The sequence below is a fragment of the Arthrobacter sp. D1-17 genome (genome assembly GCF_054130535.1).
In genome coordinates this window covers 3929794-3943896 of record NZ_CP096382.1, presented here as the reverse complement: position 1 = coordinate 3943896, position 14103 = coordinate 3929794, and the positions used below count along the sequence as shown (strand labels likewise).

15 protein-coding genes are annotated in these 14103 nt (G+C 65.4%); 10 read left to right on the top strand and 5 right to left on the bottom strand.

From position 1 onward, the window contains the following. Positions 1–3 precede the first annotated feature (3 nt). Complete coding sequence (locus M1E01_RS18250) at positions 4–780, bottom strand: MFS transporter (RefSeq protein WP_457972923.1); 777 nt, start codon at positions 778–780, stop codon at positions 4–6. A 66-nt stretch (positions 781–846) separates the two neighbouring features. Here M1E01_RS18250 and M1E01_RS18245 point away from each other — a divergent pair, with 66 nt between their 5' ends. Continuing rightward, positions 847–1626: a 3-hydroxyacyl-CoA dehydrogenase family protein gene (locus tag M1E01_RS18245; protein WP_457972922.1), complete on the top strand. Its 780-nt coding sequence runs from the start codon at positions 847–849 to the stop codon at positions 1624–1626. A 23-nt stretch (positions 1627–1649) separates the two neighbouring features. Here the strand turns inward: M1E01_RS18245 and M1E01_RS18240 are convergent, their stop codons facing one another. Continuing rightward, a complete protein-coding gene (locus M1E01_RS18240) occupies positions 1650–2705 on the bottom strand; it encodes an LCP family protein (RefSeq protein WP_457972921.1) in 1056 nt (351 codons plus the stop codon). 209 nt (positions 2706–2914) lie between these two features. Here M1E01_RS18240 and M1E01_RS18235 point away from each other — a divergent pair, with 209 nt between their 5' ends. From M1E01_RS18235 to M1E01_RS18225, 3 genes are all read left to right on the top strand, one after another. Beyond that, the gene (locus tag M1E01_RS18235; protein WP_457972920.1) at positions 2915–3439 is read left to right on the top strand and encodes a COG4315 family predicted lipoprotein; all 525 of its coding nucleotides are present in this window, start codon (positions 2915–2917) and stop codon (positions 3437–3439) included. Positions 3440–3558: 119 nt separating this feature from the next. Further along, positions 3559–4377: an HAD family hydrolase gene (locus M1E01_RS18230; protein ID WP_457972919.1), complete on the top strand. Its 819-nt coding sequence runs from the start codon at positions 3559–3561 to the stop codon at positions 4375–4377. A 6-nt stretch (positions 4378–4383) separates the two neighbouring features. Then, on the top strand, positions 4384–5184 hold the full coding sequence (locus tag M1E01_RS18225; RefSeq protein ID WP_457972918.1) for a glycerophosphodiester phosphodiesterase: 801 nt from the start codon (positions 4384–4386) through the stop codon (positions 5182–5184). A 49-nt stretch (positions 5185–5233) separates the two neighbouring features. On the opposite strand, the gene M1E01_RS18220 is transcribed toward M1E01_RS18225, so the two are convergent. Further along, positions 5234–5704: a hypothetical protein gene (locus M1E01_RS18220; RefSeq protein WP_457972917.1), complete on the bottom strand. Its 471-nt coding sequence runs from the start codon at positions 5702–5704 to the stop codon at positions 5234–5236. Positions 5705–5879: 175 nt separating this feature from the next. Here M1E01_RS18220 and M1E01_RS18215 point away from each other — a divergent pair, with 175 nt between their 5' ends. From M1E01_RS18215 to M1E01_RS18205, 3 genes are all read left to right on the top strand, one after another. After that, positions 5880–6119: a DUF6480 family protein gene (locus M1E01_RS18215; RefSeq protein ID WP_457975016.1), complete on the top strand. Its 240-nt coding sequence runs from the start codon at positions 5880–5882 to the stop codon at positions 6117–6119. Between the two features lie 128 nt (positions 6120–6247). Next, positions 6248–8074 carry a thiamine pyrophosphate-requiring protein gene (locus M1E01_RS18210; protein WP_457972916.1) on the top strand — a complete coding sequence of 609 codons (1827 nt, stop codon included), beginning with the start codon at positions 6248–6250 and terminating at the stop codon, positions 8072–8074. A 116-nt stretch (positions 8075–8190) separates the two neighbouring features. Next, positions 8191–9312 (top strand): glycerate kinase, encoded by a 1122-nt coding sequence (locus M1E01_RS18205; protein WP_457972915.1) that lies wholly within the window; start codon positions 8191–8193, stop codon positions 9310–9312. Positions 9313–9331: 19 nt separating this feature from the next. Here the strand turns inward: M1E01_RS18205 and M1E01_RS18200 are convergent, their stop codons facing one another. After that, complete coding sequence (locus tag M1E01_RS18200; protein WP_457972914.1) at positions 9332–9853, bottom strand: DUF6328 family protein; 522 nt, start codon at positions 9851–9853, stop codon at positions 9332–9334. 255 nt (positions 9854–10108) lie between these two features. Between M1E01_RS18200 and M1E01_RS18195 the strand changes: the two genes are divergently transcribed. Together M1E01_RS18195 and M1E01_RS18190 are read left to right on the top strand one after the other, a co-directional pair. Continuing rightward, entirely contained in the window at positions 10109–11008 is a 900-nt protein-coding gene (locus tag M1E01_RS18195) for an SDR family oxidoreductase (protein ID WP_457972913.1), read from the top strand. Between the two features lie 62 nt (positions 11009–11070). Beyond that, positions 11071–11622, top strand: coding sequence for a hypothetical protein (locus tag M1E01_RS18190; RefSeq protein WP_457972912.1), 552 nt, complete (start codon positions 11071–11073; stop codon positions 11620–11622). A gap of 187 nt (positions 11623–11809) precedes the next feature. Here the strand turns inward: M1E01_RS18190 and M1E01_RS18185 are convergent, their stop codons facing one another. Beyond that, positions 11810–13162 (bottom strand): uracil-xanthine permease family protein, encoded by a 1353-nt coding sequence (locus tag M1E01_RS18185; RefSeq protein ID WP_457972911.1) that lies wholly within the window; start codon positions 13160–13162, stop codon positions 11810–11812. 219 nt (positions 13163–13381) lie between these two features. Between M1E01_RS18185 and M1E01_RS18180 the strand changes: the two genes are divergently transcribed. Continuing rightward, positions 13382–13987: a malonic semialdehyde reductase gene (locus M1E01_RS18180; protein WP_457972910.1), complete on the top strand. Its 606-nt coding sequence runs from the start codon at positions 13382–13384 to the stop codon at positions 13985–13987. The last annotated feature ends 116 nt before the right edge of the window (positions 13988–14103 follow it).

The following is a 14103-nucleotide window of genomic DNA, read 5'->3' as shown; positions in this document are numbered from 1 at the left end:
GTTTCAGAGTAGCCAAACTTCCGGTAGCGCACCTGCCGGCGTCCGCTCCGGAGAGGCGGATGCCGGCAGGAGACCGTTGCCGGTGTGACACCGTCGACCGGCCGGTCCTGCCGCAGCGGCCGGGGCGTCGCTCAACGGCCCGTCGTCGGATCGTTCTGCGCTGAGGCCGCGGCGCAGGCGGACCTGCGGAGCGGTCTCGGGTGACCACAGTGCCCCAACGATCGTGATGGCAGAGGTGAACACCATGTACAGGGCCACGAGCCAGTACCGGTCGAAGTCGGGGCCGATCAGTGCTGTGGCGATCAGCGGAGCGAAGCCTCCGGCGAAGACAGCGGCAACCTGCGGGCCCACGGAGGCGCCTGAGTAACGGAGCTTGGGCTCGAAGAGTTCGGTGAAGTAGGCAGGTTCCACCGAGTAGCACAGGTCGCGTCCCACGTTGCAGGTCAGGACCAGGACCAGCAGGACCATGAGGAAGTCGCCGGTCTGGACGCCCCAGAAGAACGCGAAGGCCATTACGAGCATGGTTCCGGCGCCCGCGATCACGGTGTAGCGGCGGCCCCAGCGGTCAGATACCCAGCCCCAGAACGGGATGGAGAAGATGCCGAGTCCGGCCATGATCATCGTTGCCAGCAGGATGCTGTAGTAGTTCGCGTTCTCCGCAAACCGCATCATGATGACCTTGAGAATGGTCAGCGGCCGTGTCTTGATGACCTTGACCACCGGCAGCTTCTCGATGTCACCCCGGCGCTTGACCTCCTCGAAGGCGGGGGACTCGTCCACGTTGCGGCGGATGTAGAAGGAAAGCGGCTTACGGAACAGGCAGGGCAGTTTGAAGCCCAGGGACTGATGCCCGCGGGTGCCGCTGGCACCATTGAAAAGAACGTCGCCGCTGCCGGCAGCATCGAGGAGGCTGTGGCGGACGCGGATTACATTGCCGAGGCGGTTCCGGAGGACCCCGGCCTCAAGGCCGCCATCCTCGGCCGTGTTTCCGGCGCGGCGCCGGCCGGCGCTGTCATCAACACGAACACCTCGGCGATCCCCATCGGGCAGTTGGCCGGCGCGGTGAGCCGTCCCGAGAGGTTCCTCGGCGTCCACTGGATGAATCCGGCCCCCTTTATCCCCGGCGTCGAACTGATCCCCGGTCCGGATACCGCGCCCGCAGTACTGGATCTCGCTGAGACACTTATCCGCGGACTGGGCAAGACGCCGGCACAGGTTGCGGACACCCCTGGATTCGTAGCCAACCGGCTGCAGTTCGCGCTATACAAGGAAGCCGTGCGGATCGTTGAGGAGGGGGTTGCCACTCCCTCACAGATCTTCGCGGTAGTGAGCAACACCTTCGGGTTCCGGCTGGCGCTTTTCGGGCCGTTTGCGATCGGCGACATGGCGGGACTGGATGTCTACGAATCATCGTTCCGCACTTTGGCGAAGGCCTATGGTGACCGGTTTGCTGCTCCGGACGCACTGTCCGCTGCTGTCGCGCAAGGCAACCTTGGGCTCAAGAGCGGGCGGGGTTTCCTGGACATTGATCCGAAAGACAAAACCGCACTGCTGGCCTACCGCGACGCTGCTTATGGGCGGCTCTCACAGCTGCGTGCTGAACCTGGTGAGGCGCCCGGGCTTTAAACGGGCATGGGCCGCCCTACCTCTCAGCGGATATCCCTGATTCCTGCTTCCCTGATGTACTGGCCCACGCGGTCGCGGGCCAGGGCCGTCCGGATCCCGGCCAGCGCCGCGGGATTCTGCAGGACAATCGACCGGCCGTCGAAGGAGGTGCCCACACCTGCTGTGGGCAGGGCGAAGAACGCAGTGTTCTTTAGCTGCAGGTTCCGCAGGCTGTACGCCAGCCCTGCCAGGGTTTCCTGGTTGAGCCCTGTACTGACGGCGACGGTCCGTGAGAGGGAGGCTACGGTCTTGCGGAGGGTCTCGGGGTTGGTCAGGATCCTGGGCTGGAGGAGTTCGGCGACCAGTGCCTTGAGGAAGGTCTGCTGGTTCCGCACCCGCTGGTAGTCGCCGTCGCTGAAGGCGTAGCGTTCCCGGACGAACTCCAGAGCATGGGCGCCGTTGAGATTCTGCACGCCCTGCGGGAACGTGTGCCGGCTGTCGTGGGTCGACGTGAAAGGCGTCCGTACGTCAACCCGCACTCCGCCAAGGGCATCCACCAGTTCCACAAACCTGCCGAAATCGATCACGATCGCGTGGTCAATGCGCTGGCTGAATAGCGCACCCACGGCGTCCCGCATGGCTGGTACGCCGCCCCAGGCAAGGCCGTCGTTGATCTTTGAGTAGCCGTAGCCGGGGATGTCAGCCCAGAGGTCGCGCATGACGGAGATGCCGTGGACACTCTTGCGGTCGGCCGAGACATGCACCAGGAAAAGGGCGTCCGCCCGTTGGTCGGTATCAACCCTCCGCACCGTGTCCTTCGCGTTGGTCCCCCTCGTGTCGCTGCCGATGAGCAGGATGTTGACAGCCCGCCCCCGGAGCGCGTCAACAGGGGGTACCGGTTTCGGCTTCGGCGCAGGAATGCTTTTCTTTGGCGTGGCAGCTGCGGAAGTCGCAGGGGGCGGCGCGGCAGACGTAGCACCGGGGGTGTTGCTGCTGCCCGCCGACCAGAAGTTGCACGCTGCAAACAGCGGGACGAGAAGCCCCAGCGCTACCAGGAACGCCAACAGTCTGGGTTGCACGCGTCGTTGCGCATCACTCATGGGATAACTATCGTCCTGGCAACATCCAATGGGAATGGGCGCCACTGCAGTACGCCAAATTGTTAGCGTTTCACGCTTCGCTGTCGGTATTCGTTCACGGCCTGCACGGTCTGTTGATTATGCAACCGCTAAAGCAAAATTAGATGAAGGATCAGCGGCAGTACCTCCTGAAGGCAGTACACCTCCTAAGGGCAGGACAAGGAGCAGACATGAATAAGGAACTGCGCGTCAGCGCCTCTGTGGTGGCCCTGGCAGCGGCGCTTGCCGGCTGCGGCGGCGACCCGGGGTCCACCAGTCCCACGACAGGAACACCACCGGCCTCGGCCACCGCTCCGGCGCCGGGAGTATCCACGTCAGCTGCGGCTGGTGTTGAGCTCAAGACTGCCACTTCCGCGGCAGGCCCCATCGTGGTGGACAAGGACGGAAAGAGCGTCTACTTCTTCACGAAGGACGTAAAGGATTCATCAAGCAGTGCCTGCAAGGATGCCTGCGCGGCTGCTTGGCCCGCTGTCACGACGACCTCCGAGACGCCCGCCGCGGAAGGCGTCAGCGGCGCCATCGGCACCATCAGCACCGCTGACGGTTCAAAGCAGATCACCATCAACGGCATGCCAATTTACTACTACGCCAAGGACGCGAAGGCCGGGGACATCCTGGGCCAGGGGGTGAACAACGCCTGGTACCTCATCAGCCCGTCGGGTCAGATGCTGAAATCAGCAGGCAGCGGATACTAGGAGACGCAAGACCTTCAACTCATCCGTATGCGGGTTGATGTGGGCACCTCCCCGGCAGCCTTGTGCGGCCGGGACGCTTTGCCGACCACGTAAATTTGCCGCCCACGTAGACTTGCACCATGCGGTTGGTAGCGAGTGACATAGACGGAACAATCCTGGGGCATGACGGCAGAATCAGCGACCGCACTGTCCGCGCCTTCCACGCATGCCGTGAAGCCGGCGTCGAACTCGTCTTTGTGACAGGCCGTCCTCCGCGCTGGCTGCACCCCCTCGAAGAGCAGCTGGGCCACACAGGAACGGTCATTTGCTCCAATGGAGCAGTGGTGTGGGACCTCGAGGCGGACAGGTTGGTTTCCGCCCGGACCATGGCACTAGCTGACATGTTCGAAGCCCGCCGGATCATCAAGAGACTGCGCCCCACCGCCCTCTTTGCCGCCGAGACCCTCACCGGCTTCCACCTGGAGCCCGGCTTTATCGAAAACGACACGAGCGAGATCCTCTCCGAATTCACCCCGGCTCCCCTGGCCGACACGCTTACAGCGGATGACGCAGTCGTGAAGTTCCTGGCAATCGTGCGCGAAGGGACTGCGGACGACTTCCTTGCGGAGGTTGCTCCTGCTGTCGGCAGCCTCGCCAACGTCACGCACTCGGCGCCCACGGTGGCCATGCTGGAGCTCTCGGTGCCGGGCATCAACAAGGCTGTGACGCTCGCGGAATATGCGCGCTCGCTGGGCGTCGGCGCCGCGGACGTCGTGGCATTCGGCGACATGCCCAACGACATCGAAATGCTCCGCTGGGCCGGACATGGTTATGCAATGGCCAGCGGCCATCCGGAAGCGATCCGCGCTGCCGGCCAACAGGCACCGCATTTTGATGACGACGGCGTGGCCCAGATTCTCGAGGAAAAGCTCGCAGAGCTCGGCGTCAGCCTGCAGTAAACGGCCGTGACGCTGCCTTTTTTCGCCCCACAGAATGGCGGCAAGCCGGCCGCCATGGCGCACCGCGGCTTTTCCCTGGACGGCCTGGAGAACTCCATGACGGCCTTCCGGGCTGCTGTCGGCCTGGGCTTCCGCTACCTTGAAACAGACGTGCACACCACTGCGGACGGCGTGGTGCTCCTCTTCCACGACGCCGTCCTGGACCGGGTCACAGACCATACCGGTAGGATCGCGGAGCTGACGGCCGGCGAGGTGGCCAAGGCCCTGATCCGGGGGCAGGAAACGGTTCCCACCTTCGAGCAGCTCGTGGCGGAGTTCCCCAACACCCGCTTCAACCTTGATGTCAAAGACTGGAACTCCGTCCGCAGCCTGGCAAAAGCGATAGAGAAACACGCAGTCCATGACCGTGTGCTGATCGCCAGTTTTTCGGACCGCCGACGGCGGGCGGTACTGCGGCTGCTCAGCCGGCGCACCGCCGCCTCCGCCGGAACCCTGGCCAACGCCGCCTTTGCGGCGGTGTCGCCGCTGCTGTCCGTCCCCGGCCTGCATTTTTTCGCCCGCGCGTTCCTCAGGCGCGCGCTGCGGGACGTTGACGCGCTGCAGGTGCCGATCGAGTACCGGGGTCTCCCCGTGGTGACGCCCGGCTTCGTCCGCCGGGCGCACTCACTGGGGCTTTACGTCCACGTGTGGACAATCAATGATCCGGGCGAGATGCACCTGCTCCTGGACATGGGCGTGGACGGCATCGTCTCCGACCGGGCCGACCTGCTCAAGGAAGTCCTCGAGAGCCGCGGCCTTTGGTCGTGAGGCTGTATAGGGACTCAGCGCCATAAGAACCCAGCGCCAGCAAGCCGAATTACGAGCGGCCCCTGCCGGTGGTGGGGTCCTGGTCGGCTTCGGAGGGGTCGGCCCTGAGCTCGTCCGGATCGGGGTCGGGAAGTCCGGCGGATCCCGCGACGTGTCCGGGGGCGCCGGAGCCTTCTGCTGCGCCGCTGCCTCCGGCGTCCTGAGTGTCCGTTCCGGTTCCCGTGCCGCCTTCGGCGCCCACTTCTGCTATGCTTCCCGCTGCTTCGCTGGCTCCTGCTCCGCCGCTTGCCCCCGTGCCGGTTTCCTGCGGGGTGTGAGCTGTCCGGCGGGTTCCAGTGCCAGGCGAGGTATCGTCATCGTCCATTGCGTTGGAACCTTCGCTGATGGAGGAGTGGACTTGGATGTCCTCGTCCTTTGCGCCGGGTTCCGGCGCGTGCGCGTCGTCCGTTGGCTCGGACGTCCCCGCCAAATCCTCCATGGCGTTTTCCGCTGCTTTCCCAATGCTGTCGCCGATTCCCATCAGCTTGCTCCTTCGGTCATCTCCGGTTGGATCCGGAGGTCGCGGCATCTGACTGTTCCAGAATTATCAGCATGCTTACAATTAGTCCAGTGCCAGCGGGTTCCGCGACCAGGCTTCACGCCTGCCCGCAGACCGGTGTCACGCGGATATGACCAGCGACGGAGGAAGACAGATGATGAGCAGCTACCATCCGGAGAATGACCCCGCGAACCCCGACCGCCCCGGCGCCGCTGGCGGCCAGCAGAACCGCGGGAGCGAACGAAGCGAAACGGAACGGGAAGACAGGGGGGCCTCGCCCAACCCCGATCCCCTGAACGGCAACATCACCGGCCTCGAGCCCGGCGGTGGAGTGCCGCCGGGAGAAACCCCGCCGGCCGAGGACCAGATGAGCGGGGACCAGGGGCACGACGAGTAACGCTCCGCCAAAGGCCCAGCGCCCATCACACAGGCACGAATCACGCACGCAGGAACCCGGACGGGGGCATTTCCCTGTCCGCCGGCCTCAAGCAGGACTCAAACAGGACTTAAGCAGGGGAGAGTGCAATGGCAGAACGGCTCGTTGCGGACGTCATGGTGGAACGCCTTAGAGCTTGGGGGGTCAACAGGGTTTTCGGCTACAGCGGCGACGGGATCAACGGCTTCATGGGAGCCCTCCGCCGCGCCGGGGACAGCATGCAGTTTGTCCAGGCGCGGCACGAGGAGACAGCCGCATTCATGGCTGTAGGCCACGCCAAATACACGGGCGGGGTTGGCGTCGTGACCTCCACGCAGGGGCCGGGTGCTGTGCACTTGCTGAACGGTCTCTACGACGCCAAGCTGGACAGCGTTCCCGTGGTGGCCATCATCGGGCAGCAGAGCCGCAGCGTGCTGGGATCGGCCTACATGCAGGAGATTGACCTCCTGACGCTTTTCAAGGATGTGGCCGCGCAGTTTGCCCAGATGGTCAGCACGCCGGAGCAGCTTCCCATGGTGCTGGACCGCGCTTTCAGAACGGCACTGGAGACCCGGACACCCTGCGTGGTGATCGTGCCGCATGACATCCAGAAAGCTCCGGCGCCGGAACTTGAGCAGCAGCACGGCATCATCGTGACCGCGCCGGAATGGCAGCCGGCACGTGTGCTGCCCCACGGGGACAACCTGGCAAAAGCGGCGGAGGTCCTAAATGCCGGCAGCAAGGTGGCGCTCCTGGTGGGACAGGGGGCGAAGCATGCACGGGAAGAAGTGGTCGCCATTGCGGAAAGGCTTGGCGCGGGAATCACCACCAGCCTGCTGGGCAAGCCCTACATGGATGAAACGCTGCCTTTTGCCGCCGGTACCATGGGCCACCTCGGTTCAACGGCCAGCGCCCACCTGCTTGGTAACTGTGACACCCTGCTGATTGTCGGCTCGAACGATCCCTGGACCGAGTTCTACCCCAAGCCGGGAGCTGCCCGCGCCGTCCAAATCGACATTGACGGCCGGAAAGTGGGAAACCGTTACCCCGTGGAGGTGGGCCTCGTGGGCGACGCCGCGGAGACGCTCCGGGAGCTCGCCGGCAGGCTCGACGGCGGAACTGAGGGTGCTGATGCCAGCGCGGACGGCCGTGCTGATGCCCGCAGGCAGTGGCGTGCCGAGGTGCAGGAGCAGGTCAGGAGCTGGCGCGCGCTTTCGGAGGAGCGTTCCCGCATCCCCGCCAAGCCCGTGAACCCTGAACTCGTGGTCCGTGAACTCAGCGGGAGGCTGCCAGGTAACGCCCAGGTGAGTGTTGACGTCGGAAGCTGCGTTTACTGGTACGCCCGCCAGCTCACCCTCCCGCCGGGAGTGCCGGCTCACCTGTCCGGCACCCTAGCCAGCATGGGCTGCTCCATCCCCTACGGGATAGCGGCCAAGCTGGCGCGGCCGGACCGGCCGCTGGTGGCGCTCGCCGGAGACGGCGCGATGCAGATGGCGGGTGTTGCGGAGCTCGTGACCGTGGCCCACCGCTGGCAGGGATGGGCCGATCCGCGGTTTGTGGTCTGTGTCTTCAATAACCGCGAGCTTGCCGAAGTCACCTGGGAGCAGCGGGAAACCGAGACCGAACCCCGCTTCGAAGCCAGCCAGGAGATTCCGGACTTTCCCTACGCGGGATACGCGGAACTCCTCGGCCTCACGGGGATCCGGGTGGATGCGCCGGAGCAACTGCCTGGGGCCTGGGATCGGGCCTTCGCCGCCGACCGGCCCGTGGTCATCGAAGTCCTGACCGATCCGGACATCCCGCTCCTGCCGCCGTTTCCCGCCGGCGCCGAAAAGCTGGACGGCATGCGGAGCGCAATCGCCGCCGAAGGGGAGGATGGCCAGGGTGCCGGTGAGCTCCTGGACACCTACGCCGCCCAGGAGGAGGCCCGAGGCTGACACCCGCGCTGGCGCCAGCGAACCCCGGCAGGTGGCAAGCTTCCCTTTAAGCGGCGGCGCTGACCGCATTGCGGAATCGGCAAGTGGGTTCCGCATGATGCTGGCAGGATAGTGCCATGCGCATCCTCATCGCCCCGGACAAGTTCAAGGGCTCCCTGACCGCCATCGAAGCCGCGGCCGCCATCGCCGAAGGCGCCCTCCGGGTATACCCGGATGCCGTAGCGACGCAGTTCCCGATCGCCGACGGGGGTGAGGGGACTCTGGAAGCGGCGGTCGCCGCGGGCTACGAAGAGAGACTCAACGCCGTCGTCGGTCCCATCCTGGCGCCGATCGCTGCCGCCTGGGGGCTGCGAAAGGATGGCGCCAGCACCACGGCCGTCATCGAAACCGCCCAGGCTTCCGGGCTCGCCCACATGGAACCGACGCCGGAGAACGCGCTGAGGGCCCACAGCTACGGCTGTGGACAGCTCATCGCGGCGGCGCTGGAAGCCGGTGCCACCGAGATTGTGCTGGGCGTCGGCGGCTCGGCCATGACCGACGGCGGCAGCGGCGCCCTGCGCGCCCTGGGTTTGAAGCCGCTGGACTCGGCCGGCAACGTGGTGCCTCTCGGCGGCGGATCCCTCACCGACGTCGTGGCCCTTGATACCTCCAGCCTCGACCCCCGGCTCTCCACCGTGAAGTTCCGGATCGCCGTCGACGTCCAGAACCCTCTGTTCGGCAGCTCCGGCGCGGCCGCCGTCTTCGGCCCGCAGAAGGGGGCGGACGAGGATTCCGTGGAGAAGCTGGACGCAGGCCTGCGCAACTGGGCTTCCATCCTCCGGGAGGCCACCGGCCGGGACGTCAACGTTCCGGGAGCCGGCGCGGCGGGCGGGTTCCCGGCATCATTCCTTGCCTTCACCCAGGCCACGCTGGAAGGCGGCTTCTCGCTCGTCGCAGGGCTGACCGGACTCGCCGAACAGCTCCAGGGCGCCGACCTGGTGATCACCGGCGAGGGTTCCATGGATTCGCAGTCGCTGACGGGAAAAGCGCCGATCGCCCTGGCGCAGGCTGCCCGTGAGCGCGGAATCCCCGTGGTGGTGGTGGCCGGGCGCATCCTCGTCACTCCCGAGGAACTGGCGGAACACGGCGTGGTGGCCGCGGCCCAACTGCTCGATGTCGCGCCCAGCCCAGCGGAGGCAATCGCGAACGCGGGGCCCTACCTGACGCGGGCCACCAGTCAGGTACTCGAGGGCGCCTGAGCCGGCAGCCCCTGCCCGACTACTCGCCTGCCTCTTCGCCTGCTTCCGCGCCCTGCTTCCGGGCGCTCCGGTGCAGGTGCATGGGAACGTAGGCCAGGAGGAGCACGAGCACTGACAGCAGGACAGCGCCGGCGATAAGGCCTGCGCTGCGGCCGGCTGTCACGTCGAAAACGAGAGCAGCCGTTCCCACACTGAGAGCCGCTACGCCGCTCAAGGCGATCTTGGTGATGTTGTCTGCGCTGCTGACGAGAGTTTCCTTGAGCCGCTTGCGGAAGAGGCGGCGGTGCACGCTGACCGGAAGGAGAATGAAGGCGGTGGTCAAAGCCGCCAGGGCCACATTCACCAGGTAAAGGTTGGTCTGGAAATCGTCCAGCTCTTCGAAGCGGGACTGGAACGGCAGCGTCAGCAGAAAGCCTGCGAGGATCTGCACACCCGTCTGCAGGACGCGAAGTTCCTGGATCAGCTCCATCCAGTTCCGGTCGAGCTGCTCTTCCCGGGTCTCGTTTCGGCCGCTCCGCGCTGGGGCATCCGGATCAGTCATGCATCCTCCTCCATCCGGCCCGGCAGCTGGTAGTGCTCCAAACCTAGGCTCAACCGCCGCCGAATTCAACAACTGATAAGTTTGCTGACTAATTGTAGTCTGGTGGTGGACTTGGTCCTCAGCGCTGGGTTAGGTTCGAGGAACCGGCCGCTTGCAGCCTCGGAAGGGGTGCGGGAGGCGCGTAACCTGGAACCGCCCTGATTCCGGGGGCTGAACGATCTGCACCGTAAGTGACCGACAGTGAAAAGGTGGATAATGACTGAATCAGTAAAACAGCCTGACCAGCCCAGGGATCCCCGCGGAACGTACCATTCAGGCCCTTTCCCGGAGCAGGAACAGAAACAGCCCGGCCTGACCGCGCCGATGGACCCGCAGCCGGACCACGGCGAGCTGAGCTACGAGGGCAGCGACAAGCTCGAGGGCAAGGCCGCGCTCATCACGGGAGGCGATTCGGGCATCGGGAAAGCCGTCGCCATTGCCTTCGCCCGTGAAGGCGCAGACGTTGCCATCTCCTACCTCCCTGAGGAGGAGCAGGACGCACAGGACACGGCGGAATGGATCCGCAAGACGGGACGGCGTGCCCTTCTTCTTCCCGGTGACGGCCGCAGCGAGGACTTCAGTACGAAGATCGTCGAAGACACTGTCGCGGAGTTTGGGCGGCTCGACGTCGTGGTGCTTAACGCGGCCTACCAGAAAAACCGGGACAGCTTCGATGCGCTGCCCACTGAGGAATTCGACCGGGTTTTCCAGACCAACCTTTACTCGCTGATGTGGACCGCACGTGCCGCGGTGCCGCACCTCAATGCCGGGGCGTCCATCATCACCACGTCCTCCATCCAGGCCTTTAACCCCTCACCTGGCTTGATCGACTACGCCATGACCAAGGCGGCCCAGGTGGCCTTCACCAAGGCGCTGGCCCAGGAACTCGGACCCAAGGGGATCCGTGTCAACGCCGTGGCTCCCGGTCCCATCTGGACGCCGCTCATTCCCGCGACGGAGTGGCCGGACAAGCTGCCCAAATTCGGGCAGGACACCCCGTTGCAGCGCGCCGGCCAGCCCGCCGAGCTCGCCGCCGCATACGTCCTGCTGGCGTCCGACGCCGGCTCGTACATCTCCGGCGCCGTGCTGCCCGTCACCGGGGGCAAAGGACTGTAAGCGGCATTGTTCAGGAAGTCCCAGCTATTCGTAGCGAGTGAGTATTCAACGTGGAGGATCACATGAGCCAGGAAAACCAGCAGCCGGCCCCGGAAGAGGAAGCCGGAGGCTACGGCACCCCGACAGTGGAGCAAGAGATGGGCGGCAAGCAGTTCGGCCAGCCCCGTGAGGAGGAGGACTTCGAGGAGGCCGGCCTGAACCAGGACAGCGCCGAGGGGGAGTTCCCCACCGGCACTCCGAACCTCAGCCACTTCGCTGAAGAGGACCAGGATTCCGCCGGTGAACCTGGTGCAGGCCGCTTCGGCGGAACCGACGAACAGCTCCACGCCGAGGGGGACATCTCCCGAGCCGGCTTCGACCCCGCCCCCGGCGAGGTTCCGGTCCCGCGGGACGCCGACGGCCTGAGCGGCGATGCGGCTGTGGAGGTCGCCGGTGATTCGGCAGTGCCGTCGTCGGAGGCCGAGATCGATGAGGGTAACGCCGACGAGCAGGGCGGGGGCCAGTTCTCCTCCGAGCCAGGACAAGAGGCTGCGGGAATACCGGACGGCAGCGGCAATGACCTCCCGCAGGGAAAATCACCTAATGACGAGGACGAAACTTTCGACGCCGGATAGGCCCGCCGCTGCGGCCCTGCACGAGCATTTCTGCACCGCTTTGAACCGCTTTTGAAACCGCCAAAGCCCTGGCGCCTCCGGAATTCGGGGGCACCAGGGCTTTATCGGCGCTGAATGCGGTGCACATTTGCGAGGCCTCCGGTGCAGGGCGGCGCACGGAAGGCGCACGGAAGAAGCGCTGCGGAGCCTACCGCTTCTTCGGGGACCGCTTGGCCGCGGCATTAATGGCTGCCTTGGCTGCGGGAGGAAGACCGGCCTGCTCGGTCTCAGGCTCGGCCGCGGTGCCCCGGGCCTTCGCAATGGCCTTCATGCCGTGGTAGATCACCAAGGCCGCCGCAGATCCCAGCGCAATGCCGGTGAACTTCAGGTCCCCGATCGTCCATGTGTAGTCTGCGATGCCGATAATGAGCGCCACTGCGGCAGTGGTCAGGTTTACGGGGTTGGAGAAGTTGACCTTGTTCTGGACCCAGATCTTGACGCCGAGGATGCCGATCATGCCGTACAGCATGGTCGCAGCCCCGCCCAGCACTCCTGGTGGGACGGTGGCGATCAGCTCGCCGAATTTAGGAGAGAAGCTCAGCAGGATGGCGAAGGTGCCGGCCACCCAGTACGCGGCGGTGGAGTAGACCTTCGTGGCTGCCATGACGCCGATGTTCTCGGCATAGGTGGTGGTGCCCGATCCGCCGCCGGCCCCTGCCAGCACGGTTGCGGCACCGTCGGCCATGAGCGCGCGTCCGGAGACGCCGTCGAGGTTCTGCCCGGTCATGGCTGAAACGGACTTCACGTGCCCGATGTTCTCCGCCGCCAGCACCAGCACCACCGGAACGAAGAGGCCTACTACGCCGAGGTGGAATTCGGGTGTCTGGAAGTGCGGCAGGCCCACCCAGGCTGCTGCCTCCATCTTTGAAAAGTCGACTTCGCCGCGGATCATGGCGGCGAGGTAACCCACAACAACGCCCACGAGGATGCTCAGGCGGCCGATGATCCCGCGGAAGAGGACGCTGACCAGGATGATGGTGGCCAGGGTGATGAGCGCCGTCATGGGTGCGGCGTCGAAGTTGTTCTTGGCCGCAGGCGCGAGGTTCAGGCCGATCAGCGCCACGATGGCGCCGGTGACAATCGGGGGCATGAGCCGGTTGATCCAGCCGGCTCCGAACTTCTGCACGATGGCGCCGATGACGGCCAGCCCGACGCCGGCCATGACCACGCCGCCGAGGGCACCGGGAACGCCGTATTGCTGCTGGGACGCCATGATCGGCGCTATGAACGCAAAGCTGGAACCGAGGTAGCTCGGCACACGGCCCTGCGTGATCACCAGGAAGAGCAGTGTTCCGATGCCGGAGAAAAACAGGGTGGTCGCAGGCGGCATTCCCGTGATGATGGGCACCAGGAACGTGGCGCCGAACATGGCCACCACATGCTGCATGCCCACACCTATCGTGATGGGCCAGGTGAGCCGCTCTCCCGGGGCCACCACTTCTCCTGGGCGGACCGACTTGCCGTTGCCGTGCAGCTTCCATTTGGTTCCGAGCAAGCTCATGGCCGGGGCCTTTCAAGGGGGTGCCCGCTGATGGGCGGTGGGATCTGTCGGAGCAACAATACCGGAGTCAGCGCCGCAGGGGCGGGGGTGATGTGCCGGAACTCACGTTTTAGAACGGGCTATTCCGGGAAGAGGATGCAGCCGCCTGCGGTTGAACCCATGGAAAGCAGGAGCGTCGCCGGCCCTTGGGGAACGGCGGCTCAGCGAAAGGTAAGCCAAATGACAATTGCCCACGAAGAAGCCGTCATCGATTCCGCCGCCGTAGACGCGATTTTCGCTGAAGCCCGCACGGCCAACGCCTTCACCGGCGAGGTTACGGAGCAGCAGGCCCGCGCCATCTACGAACTGACCAAGTTCGGCCCCACCGCCTTCAACTCCCAGCCGCTGCGCGTGACCTACGTCCGCTCGGACGAGGCCCGAGCCAAACTGGTGGAGAAGCTCTCAAGCGGCAACCGTGCCAAGACTGCTTCCGCGCCGTTGGTTGCCATCCTCAGCTACGACACCTCGTGGCAGGAACAGTGGGACAGCTTCCTCCCGGGCTACATCGCCCCGAAGGCAATGTACGACGCCTCCGAGGACCTGGCCGCCTCGACGGGCAACAACAACGCCCACCTGCAGGCGGGCTACTTCATTCTTGCCGTGCGTTCACTCGGCTTCGCCGCCGGACCCATGACGGGGGCTGACTTCGCAGCTATCGACGCCGAATTCTTCCCGGCCGGGGACCAGAAGAGCTTCCTCGTGGTCAACATTGGCCAGCCCGGCCCTGATGCCTGGGGTGAAGCAAAGCCCAAGTTCGCGTACGAGGACGTCGTCCGCACAGTGTGATCTGCGCACCGTCCAAGCACAGGAAAGGCCGGGTTGCATCAGCAGCCCGGCCTTTGCGCACCCGGTTCTGCTTAGAGCTGTCATGTGCCCGGACGCGCGATTGCCTCCGGCAACAT

Coding starts and splice junctions, on each gene's coding strand:
- M1E01_RS18220 (WP_457972917.1), bottom strand. CDS start 5,704: ATGGGAATCGGCGACAGCATTGGGAAAGCAGCGGAAAACGCCATGGAG.
- M1E01_RS18230 (WP_457972919.1), top strand. CDS start 3,559: ATGCGGTTGGTAGCGAGTGACATAGACGGAACAATCCTGGGGCATGAC.
- M1E01_RS18190 (WP_457972912.1), top strand. CDS start 11,071: ATGAGCCAGGAAAACCAGCAGCCGGCCCCGGAAGAGGAAGCCGGAGGC.
- M1E01_RS18185 (WP_457972911.1), bottom strand. CDS start 13,162: ATGAGCTTGCTCGGAACCAAATGGAAGCTGCACGGCAACGGCAAGTCG.
- M1E01_RS18240 (WP_457972921.1), bottom strand. CDS start 2,705: ATGAGTGATGCGCAACGACGCGTGCAACCCAGACTGTTGGCGTTCCTG.
- M1E01_RS18235 (WP_457972920.1), top strand. CDS start 2,915: ATGAATAAGGAACTGCGCGTCAGCGCCTCTGTGGTGGCCCTGGCAGCG.
- M1E01_RS18180 (WP_457972910.1), top strand. CDS start 13,382: ATGACAATTGCCCACGAAGAAGCCGTCATCGATTCCGCCGCCGTAGAC.
- M1E01_RS18210 (WP_457972916.1), top strand. CDS start 6,248: ATGGCAGAACGGCTCGTTGCGGACGTCATGGTGGAACGCCTTAGAGCT.
- M1E01_RS18195 (WP_457972913.1), top strand. CDS start 10,109: ATGACTGAATCAGTAAAACAGCCTGACCAGCCCAGGGATCCCCGCGGA.
- M1E01_RS18200 (WP_457972914.1), bottom strand. CDS start 9,853: ATGACTGATCCGGATGCCCCAGCGCGGAGCGGCCGAAACGAGACCCGG.
- M1E01_RS18245 (WP_457972922.1), top strand. CDS start 847: ATGCCCGCGGGTGCCGCTGGCACCATTGAAAAGAACGTCGCCGCTGCC.
- M1E01_RS18215 (WP_457975016.1), top strand. CDS start 5,880: ATGAGCAGCTACCATCCGGAGAATGACCCCGCGAACCCCGACCGCCCC.
- M1E01_RS18205 (WP_457972915.1), top strand. CDS start 8,191: ATGCGCATCCTCATCGCCCCGGACAAGTTCAAGGGCTCCCTGACCGCC.